Annotated in this window: 11 protein-coding genes; 5 read left to right on the plus strand and 6 right to left on the minus strand. The window is 61.9% G+C overall.

What is annotated here, in order from left to right:
- Positions 1 to 7 precede the first annotated feature (7 nt).
- Entirely contained in the window at positions 8 to 967 is a 960-nt protein-coding gene (locus GA0061101_RS04475; protein WP_092573251.1) for a DUF1839 family protein, read from the plus strand.
- 77 nt (positions 968 to 1,044) lie between these two features.
- The gene (locus GA0061101_RS04480) at positions 1,045 to 3,516 is read left to right on the plus strand and encodes a glycoside hydrolase family 2 protein (protein ID WP_092573124.1); all 2,472 of its coding nucleotides are present in this window, start codon (positions 1,045 to 1,047) and stop codon (positions 3,514 to 3,516) included.
- Positions 3,517 to 3,589: 73 nt separating this feature from the next.
- On the opposite strand, the gene GA0061101_RS04485 is transcribed toward GA0061101_RS04480, so the two are convergent.
- From GA0061101_RS04485 to GA0061101_RS04510, 6 genes are all read right to left on the minus strand, one after another.
- Complete coding sequence (locus tag GA0061101_RS04485) at positions 3,590 to 4,669, minus strand: ABC transporter ATP-binding protein (protein ID WP_092573252.1); 1,080 nt, start codon at positions 4,667 to 4,669, stop codon at positions 3,590 to 3,592.
- Between the two features lie 44 nt (positions 4,670 to 4,713).
- Complete coding sequence (locus GA0061101_RS04490) at positions 4,714 to 5,784, minus strand: Gfo/Idh/MocA family protein (protein ID WP_092573125.1); 1,071 nt, start codon at positions 5,782 to 5,784, stop codon at positions 4,714 to 4,716.
- A gap of 7 nt (positions 5,785 to 5,791) precedes the next feature.
- Positions 5,792 to 6,817 carry a Gfo/Idh/MocA family protein gene (locus tag GA0061101_RS04495; protein ID WP_092573126.1) on the minus strand — a complete coding sequence of 342 codons (1,026 nt, stop codon included), beginning with the start codon at positions 6,815 to 6,817 and terminating at the stop codon, positions 5,792 to 5,794.
- A 73-nt stretch (positions 6,818 to 6,890) separates the two neighbouring features.
- Positions 6,891 to 7,775 (minus strand): carbohydrate ABC transporter permease, encoded by an 885-nt coding sequence (locus tag GA0061101_RS04500; RefSeq protein ID WP_037195926.1) that lies wholly within the window; start codon positions 7,773 to 7,775, stop codon positions 6,891 to 6,893.
- Positions 7,768 to 8,679: a carbohydrate ABC transporter permease gene (locus tag GA0061101_RS04505; protein ID WP_063835585.1), complete on the minus strand. Its 912-nt coding sequence runs from the start codon at positions 8,677 to 8,679 to the stop codon at positions 7,768 to 7,770. The genes GA0061101_RS04500 and GA0061101_RS04505 overlap by 8 nt, the downstream gene beginning before the upstream one ends.
- A gap of 61 nt (positions 8,680 to 8,740) precedes the next feature.
- Positions 8,741 to 10,027 carry an ABC transporter substrate-binding protein gene (locus GA0061101_RS04510; protein WP_037195934.1) on the minus strand — a complete coding sequence of 429 codons (1,287 nt, stop codon included), beginning with the start codon at positions 10,025 to 10,027 and terminating at the stop codon, positions 8,741 to 8,743.
- A gap of 181 nt (positions 10,028 to 10,208) precedes the next feature.
- Between GA0061101_RS04510 and GA0061101_RS04515 the strand changes: the two genes are divergently transcribed.
- The 3 genes from GA0061101_RS04515 to GA0061101_RS04525 all read left to right on the plus strand — a co-directional run bounded on the left by GA0061101_RS04515 (position 10,209) and on the right by GA0061101_RS04525 (position 12,686).
- On the plus strand, positions 10,209 to 10,904 hold the full coding sequence (locus GA0061101_RS04515; RefSeq protein WP_037195937.1) for a TetR/AcrR family transcriptional regulator: 696 nt from the start codon (positions 10,209 to 10,211) through the stop codon (positions 10,902 to 10,904).
- Positions 10,905 to 11,070: 166 nt separating this feature from the next.
- The gene (locus tag GA0061101_RS04520) at positions 11,071 to 11,268 is read left to right on the plus strand and encodes a hypothetical protein (protein ID WP_037195942.1); all 198 of its coding nucleotides are present in this window, start codon (positions 11,071 to 11,073) and stop codon (positions 11,266 to 11,268) included.
- A complete protein-coding gene (locus GA0061101_RS04525) occupies positions 11,265 to 12,686 on the plus strand; it encodes a mandelate racemase (protein WP_037195944.1) in 1,422 nt (473 codons plus the stop codon). The genes GA0061101_RS04520 and GA0061101_RS04525 overlap by 4 nt, the downstream gene beginning before the upstream one ends.
- Positions 12,687 to 12,758 lie beyond the last annotated feature (72 nt).

Genomic DNA, 12,758 nt, shown 5'->3' on the forward strand with positions numbered 1-12,758 from the left:
CGCTTCCATGGCTGCCGTTTTCCAGGGACTGGATCCCGCCACCTACAAGCCACATGCGTTGCACGACAGCGAACGCATGTGGCCCGAGACCAATTGCTACATCGATCTGTGGATCGAAGTGCTCTCGAGCCTGAAGCTTCAGCCGGAAGCCATGCTTGGCTTCACCCTGGGCCAGGATTTCGAGGGCGACCAGTTCACCTTCTTCAAGGTGCCGCTCGAAGATCTCGAAGCGCTCTACGGCATCCGCTGCACGGAGCTTGCGATCTACGACAAGGTCCAGCATCACGTCGCCGAGCAGATCGGCCGCGGTCGGCTCTGCCTGGTGGAGATGGACTCCTTCTTCATGCCCGACACGCAGGGCGTCGGCTATCGCCGCGAGCATGGCAAGACGACTGTCGCGATCAACCGGCTCGATATGGACGGCTGCACGCTCGACTATTTCCACAATGGCGGCTTCTTCCAGCTTTCAGGTGAAGATTTCGACGGGCTGTTCCAGCTGCAGCTGACGGAAGACGACCTGCCGTTCCTGCCCTATACGGAATTCGCGAAATTTCCCGACAAGACACCGGGAGAATCCGCCGTCCGGCAAACATCGCGGCAGCTGCTGTCCTTCCATTTCCGCCGCCGTCCGCAGGCTAATCCTATCCGCGCCTTTGCCGAGGTCTTTCCCGTGCAGGTCGAAGCGGTTGCCGAGCGGCCTTTCGGCTTCTTCCATAAATATGCCTTCAACACGCTGCGCCAGCTCGGCGCCAATTTCGAGCTCGCGGGCAGCCATCTGGACTGGCTGACGGCGGATTTCTCCGACGCTGCCGTCGAAGCGCGACGGATTTCCGAAGCGGCGAAATCGGTGCAGTTCCAGCTTGCCCGCGCCATTACGCGCAAGAAATTCGAGCCATTGCGGACGGCGCTTGATCCGGCGGCCGATGCGTGGGATGCCATGATGGGGCTGCTTGAACGGAAGCTCTGACCGGCTGCCGTTCGGTTGCGAAACGGCTCGGCGATTTCGGGATAGATGTGGGGCGGGGAAATCCCCGGAAAGATGTCATGGGCGGGCGCTTGGCTGATATCGGCGGCGGAATGCAGCTGAGCGAAGGATGGAATCTGGTGCTGACGGATGCGGGCACCTGTGCCTTGCCTTCCGACGTGCCCTTTTCGGCCGGCTTGATCCCCGCGCCGGTGCCGGGCACCGTGGCCGAGGCGCTGGAAAAGGCCGGGCTCTTCGACCGCGCGAAACCTCACATCCTCAACGACCGGGATGCCTGGTATATTTGTCGCATGGTGGATGTGGATGCCGGCGATGCGGTGCTGCGGCTGGAAGGGCTGGCGACACTCTGCGAGGTCTTCCTCAACGGTCAGAAAATCCTCGTCTCCGAAAGCATGTTCGAAGCCCATGATATCGCCGTGAGGCTGCTCGGCGGCGACGAGCTGGCGCTGTGCTTCCGCGCTCTGGCGCCAAGGCTTTCGGAGCAGGGTCCCCGCGCCCGCTGGCGGCCGCAGATGATCACGCCGCAGGGCCTCCGGTTCGTGCGCACGACATTGCTCGGCCACATGCCCGGTTGGTGTCCGGAGATCCATGCCGTTGGCCCATGGCGACCGGTTTCCCTTCTGCGCCCGAGCGCGCCTGTCGTCCGCGATCTCTCCCTGCGGCCGGACTTGCTCGATGATGGCGAAGGCCGGCTCTATGCATCGCTTTCGATCGAGGGCGATGCCGGGGAGATCGTCCTGCGCTGCGGTGAGGTCGAGCAGGCTTTCGAGCTGGACAGTCCCGGCCGCTACAACGCCATCCTGAAAATTCCCGGTGTGGAGCCATGGTGGCCGCATACGCATGGCGCACCATACCTATATGACGTCGCGCTTGTCATCGACGGTGCGGAATATCCCCTCGGAAACACCGGCTTTCGACGGCTGTCAGTCGATCGTGGCGCCGATGGGCAGGATTTTGCTGTTGTCATCAACGGCGAGCGGATTTTCTGCCGCGGCGCGGTCTGGACGACGGCCGACATCGTGCGCCTGCCCGGCGGCCGCGAGGATTACGAACCCTGGCTGCGGCTGGCGGCGCAGGCCGGCATGAACATGATCCGCATCGGCGGCACGATGGCCTATGAGGCGCCGGATTTCTTCCGCCTCTGCGACGAACTCGGCCTGCTGGTCTGGCAGGATTTCATGTTCGCCAATTTCGACTACCCGAAGAACGACAAGACTTTCAACGCCCATGTCGAGGCGGAGGTTGCGCAGCTTCTTGGCCGTACGCGCCTGTCGCCTTCGCTTGCCGTTCTTTGCGGCGGCAGCGAGATCCATCAGCAGGCGGCGATGATGGGCCTGCCCGAACAGTTCTGGAAAAGCCCGATTGTCGAGGACATCATCCCGCCGGTCGTACAATCGCTTCGGCCCGATGTGCCCTATGTCGTCAACTCGCCGTCCGGCGGCGCCATGCCGTTTTCTCCGAATGCCGGCGTGACGCATTACTACGGCGTCGGCGCCTACATGCGGTCGCTTGCCGATGCGCGCCGCGCCGATGTCCGCTTTGCGGCCGAGAGCCTGGCATTCGCGCATGTGCCGCAGGCCCGCACGCTCATCCGGCATCTGCCGGTTCCGGCTGTTCATAGCCCGCTATGGAAGGAGCGCGTGCCGCGCGATCGCGGCGCATCCTGGGATTTCGAGGATGTGCGCGATCATTACCTTCAGGAACTCTACGGCTTCGAGCCCAACCGATTGCGGCGGGAGGACCCCGATCTCTATCTCGGCCTTTCCCGCGCGGTGACCGGCGAGGTCGCGGAAGAGACCTATGCCAAATGGCGGCGGCAAGGTTCGGGTTGCAACGGCGCGCTTGTCTGGACGCTGCAGGACCTGCTGCCCGGCGCGGGTTGGGGTGTGATCGATTCGACCGGCGAGCCCAAGCCGATATGGTATGCGTTGCGCCGCGCCTTCCGGCCCGTGCAGGTGCTGTTGACAGACGAGGGCACCAACGGCCTTGATGTGCATGTGATCAACGAGAGCGATGCGGCGCTTGATATCGCGCTCGAGGTTTCCTGCCTGCGCGATGGCCGTCAGAGGGTGGTGGGCGGTAGCCGCGAACTGGTAGTCGAAGCCCGCTCCAAGCAGAAGATTGCCTGCACGGATCTCTTCGGCGCCTTTTTCGACACGAGCTACGCCTTTCGCTTCGGCCCGCCGTCGCATGATGTGACGGTGGCGCGGCTGACGGCACCCGGTACCGGCGCGCTGATTGCGGAAGCGTTTCATTTCCCGCTCGGAAGGGCGGCCGCATTCCACGACGCCGAGATTGCAGCATCGGTCCTGCAGGAGGGCGAGGATTGGTTTCTGGATCTTCGCAGCGATCGGCTTGCGCAATCGGTGCAGATCGATTTCGAGGCCTATCGGGCAGAGGATGACTGGTTTCATCTCCCGCCGGACGGCAGCCGGCGTGTTCGGCTTCACCGGCGTGCGGGAATACCGGCCGACGCCGTTCCGATGGGTCAGATCCGCGCTGTCGGTAGCCGGCGAATCGTCGAAGTGTGACCAAGGTGCGGCGAATGCGGAGCCCTATCTCGCCCCTGGCGGGCGGGATAACCCCTGCGCGCATCAGCTTCCCTTACAGCGTTGCGCCATCCGGTCCGAACAGGTGGCAGCGTTCGGGATCGATGCGGATGTTGACCGTTTCTCCGGCGCGGATGGCCTGCTGATCTTCCAATGCCACCGTCAGCATCTGGCCGCCTTGCAGCGTGGCGTAGAGGATCGTCTGGCCGCCCAGATGCTCCACGAGATCGACGCCGGCGGTGCCGAGCGCCAGACCGCGATCGCCGACGTTCAGATGTTCGGGGCGCGCGCCGAGTGTCACGTTCTCTCCGGGCCGGATGCCGCCCAGCCGGCGCGGCAGGCGAACTGTCTGGCCGTGGAGGTCGATGACGGCGGAGCCATCGTCGGAGGCGACGATCTTGGCGTCGAGGAAGTTCATTTTCGGCGAGCCGATGAAGCCGGCCACGAACTTGTTCTTCGGCTTGTTGTAGAGGTCGAGCGGTGCGCCGACCTGCTCGATTTTGCCACCGTTGAGCACGACGATCTTGTCGGCCATGGTCATGGCCTCGGTCTGGTCGTGCGTGACGTAGATCATGGTGTTGCCGAGCCGCTGGTGCAGGCGGGCGATCTCGACGCGCATCTGGACGCGCAGCTCGGCGTCCAGGTTCGAAAGCGGTTCGTCGAAGAGGAAGATATTGGGTTCGCGCACGATGGCGCGGCCGATGGCGACGCGCTGGCGCTGGCCGCCGGAGAGCTGTTTCGGCTTGCGTTGGAGAAGCTGCGTGATCTGCAGAACCTCGGCGGCCTTTTCGACGCGCGGCTGGATGTCCTGCTTCTTCATGCCAGCCGTTTCCAGGCCGAAGGCGAGGTTTTTATAGACCGACATATGCGGATAGAGCGCATAGGACTGGAAGACCATGGCGATGCCGCGCTTGGAGGCGGGAACATCGTTCATGCGGCTGCCGTCGAGATAAAGACCGCCGCCGGAAATCGGCTCCAGCCCGGCAATCATGCGCAGAAGCGTTGATTTGCCGCAGCCGGATGGGCCGACGAAAACGGTAAATTCCCCCGGTTCGATTTCCAGATCGATGCCGTGGACGACCTGGAGTTCGCCATAGCGCTTGATAACCTTCTGCAGCGAGACACTTGTCGCCATGGGCGCTTCCTCCTTGTTCGTCCTGATGGCTGACGGGGCAACGTTCATGACGGCCTCCAGCTCTTGTATTTTGCGCTTTCCGGTCCGACAGGAAAGCGGACTTCGGTGCGCGTTTCCGATGATTCATAGAATGCCGTGACCAGTTCCAGCGCCTGGCGGGCATCGGCTGTCGTCACCGGCAGCGGTCCACCTGACATTAGCGCCTCGTGGAACAGCTTCATCTGCGAGTTGAAGCGGTTGGGAATCGGCGTCCAGTCGGTCAGCAGCGCATCGATCTTCGCGGCGATTTCGTCATTGGCCGGGATGATCTTCCAGGGGTCCTGGCCGGGGCTGTAGGGCTCGTGGTTGCTTTCGATCAACACATTCTCGAAGGCAAGCCGCAGGCGGCTGATCTGCTCCTGCGAGCCGAGCGTGGCGCTGATGGTGGCGAGCGCGCCGTTTTCCATCAGCAGGCTGGCGCTGGCGCAATCCTCGACCTCGATGTCGTTGACCCTCGTCGCGACGCGGCCGAAAAGGCCTGCGATCGGTCCCATCAGATAGGTCAGCATGTCGTGCAGATGGATGGAATGCGTCATCAGCACGCCGCCAAGCTCCGTCGCCCATTTGCCGCGCCAGGGGACGGCATAATAATCGGCGCCACGCACCCAGTGGGTTTCGGAGGTGGCGACATAGGCCTTGCCGGCGATGCCGGCGTCGACGATGCGCTTGGCCTTCTGGATGCCGTCGCCGTAGCGATACTGGAAGATCGGCATCAGCTTGCCCTTGGCCGTCTTCTCGGCGGCGATGACGGCATCGACATCGGCGAGCGATCCCACAAGCGGCTTTTCGCAGACCACATGCTTTCCGGCTGCGAGCGCCTGCATGATAAGCTGGAAATGCGAGCCGGGCGGCGTGCAGATATCGATAATGTCGATATCGGACATATCGAGGACTTCGGAGAAATCCTTGACACGCTTGCCGATGCCGAATTCGTCGCCGACCGCGTTCAGGCGCTCCTCGTTGAGATCGCAGAGGACGGCAACTTCGAAGCGATCGGAATGGGGCAGATAGCCTTCGACGATGTGGGAGCGGCCGATACCCAGACCGATGATCGCGACTTTCTTTATGTCGGACATATGCGGATTACCTTTGGATGCTGTTGAGCGATGTTGCTTCGGCAAGCGCCTGCGCCTTTAGCGCCAGCTCCATGGCCTTGAAGCAATGGTCCTGGCCCATCGCCGTTTCGGTGCGGTCCCTGATGTCGGCTACAAACTGCCGCCCGTAGGGCAGATCGAGGCCGGCGCAGTCGATATGCTGCATGCCCTTGCGGTCGGTGAGGAAGAGATGATCGGTGCCGGGGCGGCCGGCAACGTCGATATATTTGCGCAGCTCGATCGTGCCTTCGGTGCCGACGATGAAGAGGCGGCCGTCGCCCCAGGTGGAAAGGCCGTCCGGCGTGAACCAGTCGACGCGGACATAGCCCGTCATGTCAGGCGTGCGCAGGTGGAAATCACCATAGTCCTGCAGCCCGGGCGTCTCGGGATTGGCGCGGTTGGACACGGTTGCCGACAACACCTCGGCCTCGAGCGAGCCGGCGAAGAACAGGAACTGCTCGCATTGATGCGAGGCGATGTCGGTGATGATGCCGCCGTAGCGCTTGCGGTCGAAGAACCATTCCGGCCGGGTCGGCTTGCGTAGCCGGTGCGGCCCAAGGCCCGTCGTGTGGATGACCTTGCCGATGGCGCCGGCCTTGACCAGCTCGCCGGCCTTGACGGTCGATGCCGTCTCGAAATGCTCGGAATAGAGAATGGAGACGATGCGCTTGGTTTCGGCCTGCACCCTGCGCACCTCGGCGAGCTGATCCAGCGTCACCATGCCGGGCTTGTCGAGCATCACGTCCTTGCCGTGGCGCATCACCTCGATGGCAAGGCCCGCCCGTTCGCTGGAAATCGCCGCGCTGACGATCAGCGCGATGGAGCGGTCCTCCAGGATTTCTTTTCTGTCGGCAACGCGTTTCGCCTGCGGAAAGCGCTCGGCGAAGACGGCGGCAAGGTCGTCCTCGATGGCATGGAATGCGACCAGTTCCGCGCCGGCCCGCAGCATGACGTTGACCTGGCCGTAAATGTGATCGTGATTGAGGCCGATGGCGGCGAAGCGCAGCGCGCTCATGCGACATTTCCTTTCGTAGGTTTGTTGGTTCGCCGTCCCGAATCTTGGGTATTCGGGGCTGCGAGGTTCATAATCAGCGTTTGAGGCCGGCGGTCGCGATGCCGTCGATCAGCAGCCTCTGGAAGAAGAGGAAGATCAGGAAGACCGGGATCAGCGAGAGACTCGACATGGCGAACAGGCTGCTCCAGTCGGAACTTCCTGTGGAATCCACGAAGGAGCGCAGGCCGAGCTGCACCGTGTAGGTATTGATGTCGGAGAGATAGATCAGCGGCCCGAAGAAATCGTCCCAGGTCCAGATGAAGGAGAAGATGGCGGCCGTCGCCAGAACGGGAAGCGACAGCGGCAGCATGATGCGCCAGTAGATGCGCCAGGGGCTGCAGCCGTCCATCATGGCGGCCTCGTCCAGCTCGCGCGGGATGCCGCGGAAGAACTGCACCATCAGGAAGATGAAGAAGGCGTCGACAGCGAGAAATTTCGGCACGACCAGCGGCAGCATGGTCTTCACCCAGCCGAGCTTGAGGAAGAGGATATATTGCGGGATCAGCGTGACGTGGTAGGGCAGCATCAGCGTGCCGAGCATCAAAGCGAACCAGAAATTCTTGCCCCAGAATTCCAGCCGCGCGAAGGCATAGGCCGCCAGCGAGCAGGAGATCACGTTGCCGATGACCGAGAGCACGGCGATAACAACCGAATTCCAGACGAAGGTGCCGAAGGTGACCTGACCGCCGAACCAGCCGCGGGCATAGGAGCTGAAGTCGAAGTGTGACGGGATCAGCGATGCCGTGCCGAAGATCTCGTTCTGGTCCTTGATCGAGCCGGAAAGCATCCACAGCAGCGGATAGAGCATCACGATCGACGCGGCGACGAGGGCGATGTGGATGAGGACGGAGACGAACCAGGGACGCTCGCGCGGCGGGTTCATATCCTCGGCAAAATGGGTGAGCTTCGCGTCAGTCATCGTAATGAACCCAATAACGAGCGGAGAGGAAGGAGAAGGTGGTGAAGATCGCGATGATGATCACCAGGATCCAGGCGAGTGCGGCGGCATAGCCCATGCGGAAATAGCCGAAGGCTTCCTGATAGAGGTAGAGTGTATAGAACAGTGTCGAATCGATCGGGCCGCCGGTGCCGGAGGAAATCACATAGGCCGGCGTGAAGGCCTTGAATGCGTCGATGGTCTGAACCACCGCATTGAAGAAGATCACCGGCGTCAGCAGCGGCAGGGTGATCTTGAAGAAGATCCGCCTCTTGGAGGCGCCATCGAGGCTGGCGGCTTCATAGAGATCGGTCGGGATCTGCCTGAGGCCCGCCAGGAAGATGATCATCGGCGAGCCGAACTGCCAGATTGCCAGGATGATCAGGGTATAGAGCGAATAGTCCGGATTGGAGATCCAGCTCGGGCCGTTGATGCCGAAGACATACCAGAGCAGGGTGTTGATGATGCCGTCGGCATCGAAGATCTGCCGCCACAGGACGGCGATGGCGACGCTGGAGCCGAGCAGCGACGGCAGGTAGAAGATGGCGCGATAGACGGGAAGGCCTCGAATGCCGCGGTTGAGCAGCAGCGCCACCGAGAGCGCGAAGGCAAGCTTCAGCGGCACGGAGCAAACCACGTAGAACAGCGTCACCTTCATCGACGACAGGAACTTGTCGTCCGCCGTGGCGATGCGCACGTAATTATCCCATCCGACCAGGTTCGGAGACTGGAGCAGATTGTAGTCGGTGAAGGACAGGTAGAGCGACGCAATCGCCGGTCCGAGGGTCAGTCCGAAGAAGCCGATGAACCATGGCAGGAGAAAGAGATAGCCCGGCGCGTTGCGCGAAAATGCGCTCGGCGCCTTGTAGGTGGTTTCCACGCGCATCGGCGCGCGCACGCCGACGGCCAAGCCGCCGGCAACGCTCTTGCTGTTTGTACCCACGGTATCAGCCTCGCGTAACGTTTGCTGCTGCCTGTTCGGTGAACTTCGTCCCGGCGTCCTGCGCGCTGGTCTTGCCGAAGGCCACTTCCTCGGCGATCTTTTTCAGCAGGAATGCATTCTCGCCGGCGCCGTTCGGCGGAGACGGCGGCAGCGCTCCGACATGCGGCGTCAGTCGGCCGATATAGTCGACGACCTGCTTGCTCGTCGCATCGAGATCCGGGGTCAGGAGATCGCGGATCTTTGTCGACGGCGGAACGCCGCGCTCGACGCCGAGTGCCTTGGCGCCCTCCGGATCCTCCACCAGGTAATTGATGAAAGCGACGGCAGCGTCCTTGTTGGCAGAGGTCGCCGAAACCGACATCAGCATCGACGGCTTCAGATACTGGCCGGGTTTGCCGTCAGCACCGGGGACCGGATAGGAAACGATATTGAGCTTTTCCTTGACCAGACCCTGAATGGCGACGAACTGGTTGGAATGGGCGTAGCTGACGGCTGCCTTCTTGGTCACGAGCATGTCGGTTTCGAGGGTCTGTTGGTCGAGCGCCTGCGCATCGGCCGGAACGCAAGCGCCGATCTTGCGCATATGTCCCCAGAAGTCGAACCATTCGGTGGCATCCTTGGCCTCGAAGGCCACCTTGCCGTCGGCGGTATAGAGCGCCTTGCCGCGCTGGCGCAGCCAGCATTCGAAGGCCGGCTCTCCGCCGCTCGCATCCGCCGTGCCATAGAAGCCGCGGCGCTTCTTGGCTGATGTCACCTTGGCGCAGGCATCGCCGAGCTGTTCCCAGGTCATGCCGTCATGCGGCGGCTCGACGCCGGCTTCGGTCCAGGCCGCCGCATTGACGACGACCATCGAGGAATTGACGCCGAGATTGACGCCGTAAATCTTGTTGTCGACCTTGCCGGAATCGATATTGGCCGGGCCGAAATCCTCGATCGCGAGGCTCTTGCCGAGATAGGGCGTCATGTCGAGCAGCGCGCCGCGGCGGGCATATTCGAAGATATAGCGATAGTCCATCTGGATGAGATCGGGCGCATTGCCGCCGCCCGTCTGCGTGGCGAGACGCGTCCAGTAGCTGTCCCAGCCGAAGGACTCGCCGGCGATGGTGACATCGGCATTCTTGGCCTGATAGGCCTTGACGGCTGCGAATGTGCGATCGCTTCGCTCCTTCGATCCCCACCAAAGAAGGCGCATCGCCGTTGCCGCATGGGCGCGGGAAAGTCCGATACTGCTGAAAGCTAGCGTAGCTGCCATGCCGGCAATGAGCTGCCGGCGGTCGATCGTCAAAGTCATCCTGGTCTCCTCCCCAGTAAACCGATGATTTACGAACTGCTTTGCATGATATAACTATTTGGTTACAAGTTGGATAGAAATGCGACCGCTGTCAAGCGTCAATCGTGTCACAATCAAAACGACGTCTGCGAGAGCCGGTGGCGCCCCTCGCGGGAAAGATCGATGCGAGAGGAGGTTAGTCATGACCGCCAGGGAGAGGCAAGAGACTGAAAAGTCACCGCAAGCCGGGATCGGCGAGGCTGTACGAACACGGTCGAAAAAAGTGTCGCGCAATCCGCAACGGACCCATGCCGCGATCCTGGAAGCTGCGACGGAAGAGTTTGCCGCGCATGGCTTCGGCGGCGCGCGGGTGGATGCGATCGCGGCGCGGGCGCAGACCAACAAGCGGATGCTCTATCACTATTTCGGCGACAAGGAGGGGCTCTATCTCGCCGTACTGGAGGCGACCTATGCGGCGATCCGCAACGCCGAAAGGCATCTCGATCTCGCCCGCCGCGACCCCGAAGAGGGAATGCGGGAACTTGCGCTGTTCACCTGGCGGCATTTTCTCGCGCATCCCGAGTTTCTAAGCCTGCTCGTGACCGAAAATCTGCATCAGGCACACTATCTGCAGCGATCGGACAGGGTGCTGGAGATGCATTCGCATTTCATCGATGAGCTTTCAGATGTGTTGCGCCGCGGTGAGGCGGCCGGCGTGTTCCGGTCCGCCGTCGATCCCGTATCCGTCTATCTGACGATCGCGGCACTCGGTTTCTTCTACCTGTCCAACCGTCACACCTTGTCGACGATTTTTGCCCGCAAGTTGACCAGCCCGGACGCGCTCAATGCCTGGGGCGAACATATCGTAGAGGTGACCCTTGCTTCCATCCGAGCGTAGCGTATCCCGAGAGCCCATGGCTCTCCAGCCTTCAGAGAAATTTTCAAAAGGCGGTTGACAAGGCCGGAGTGATCGCGCGATCTTGTAACCATATGGTTACATTGCTTGAGCGACCAAGCATTTGCTTTTCCTGATTCTGGAGGGAATCGGGCAGGGAGGAGACATCATGAAGGGCGTTGGCATCATTCTCGATATGATTTGCCACCGGCGCTACCTGCTCGATAGTCTCTTCGGGCCGGCTCAGGCGCTCGGTAGCCTGATGCATTGTTGGATACAGCATCGGACCAACATGTCGAAGCCTGTCTGGAGTGCCGGTCAGCCGCAGACGATCGATTTCTTCGAAGGAAGCACCCAACCATCATGACAGAGTCATTGAAGATCAGGCTTGTCGAGGCCGAGGCATTCGAGCGCCCGGTCAAATTGCGGCTTCCCTTCCGTTTCGGGGCTGCGACCTTGCGGGAGGCGCGGCAGATTTTCCTGCGGGTGCGCATCGAGGATGCGAGCGGCCGTTCGGCTGGGGGGATGGCCGCCGAGCTGATGGTGCCGAAATGGTTCGACAAATCGCCTGAGCTTTCCAATGCAGACAATGAAAATCAGCTGCGCCGTTCGCTGGCTCTGGCACTCGATGCCCTGCGAGGCGCGGGCCTTGGAATGGCGTTTGGGCTGCATGCCGCCGTCGAGGCTACCCATCATGCGCGGGCGGCGGCTGAAAAGCTGAACGGCCTCGTCGCCTCTTTCGGTCTTGCGCTTGCCAACAGGGCGATCCTCGATGCGCTCTGCCGGCTGGAAGGGCTGACGGTTGCGCAGGCGATCAGGGCGAACCGGCCCGGCATCGACTCTTCGACAGCGCACGATCTTTCCGGTTTCGATCTTTCCGGCTTCCTGTCGACATTGGAACCCGCCGGAAGCCTCGCTGCCCGCCACACCGTCGGTCTGGTCGATGCGATCGTGCCGGACGATATTCCGGTAGATGACCGTCTGAACGACGGCCTGCCGGAGAGTTTCGAGGAGGCGATCGACGCCTATGGCCTGACCTTCTTCAAGGTCAAGGTGTCGGGCGCTCCCGATGCCGATATCGACCGCCTCTGCCGTGTTGCTGCTGTCATCGACGCCAAGCTGCCTGCATACTCGGTGACGCTCGACGGCAATGAGCAGTTTTCATCCGCCGAGGCGGTCGCGGATCTGCTCGCCCGCATAAAGGAGGAGCCGAGGCTGGCGCGTTTCGCCGCTTCGATCCTGTTCGTCGAGCAGCCGATCGCGCGTGCCTACGCTTTCGAGAAGTCGGTAAAGGCGCTTGCCGCATTCAAGCCGGTGGAGATCGATGAATCCGATGCCGATATCGATGCCTTCGTTACCGCCCGAGGGCTCGGTTATACCGGCATTTCCTCGAAGTCCTGCAAGGGTTTCTATCGCTCGCTATTGAACCGGGCACGCGTCGCCAAATGGAGCACCGAGGACGGCATACCCTATTTCATGTCGGCGGAGGATCTGACGACGCAGGGCGGCCTTGCCGTGCAGCAGGACCTGGCGCTCGCTTCGCTGATCGGCATGACGCATATCGAGCGCAACGGCCATCACTATGTCGATGGCATGGCCGGCGCGCCGGACGCCGAGCAGGCGGCTTTCGCCCGGGCCCATTCCGATCTCTATCGCGTGAGCAACGGCCGGACGCGGCTGCGGATCGAGAGCGGTCAGGTCGCCATCGGCTCCGTTATCAGTGCCGTCGGGCTTGGTTCGTCCGTGGAGCCGGACTGGACGGCGATGGAGGCATCGCTGACATAGGACTCTGGTTAAGGTCAGGCTCGTTTTGTCTTTGATGCAGCGCCCAGGCAGCAAGGTGCGGCCAAACCCGGA

Source organism: Martinezella lusitana (assembly GCF_900094565.1).
In the GTDB taxonomy this organism is placed as follows: Bacteria; Pseudomonadota; Alphaproteobacteria; order Rhizobiales; family Rhizobiaceae; genus Rhizobium; species Rhizobium lusitanum.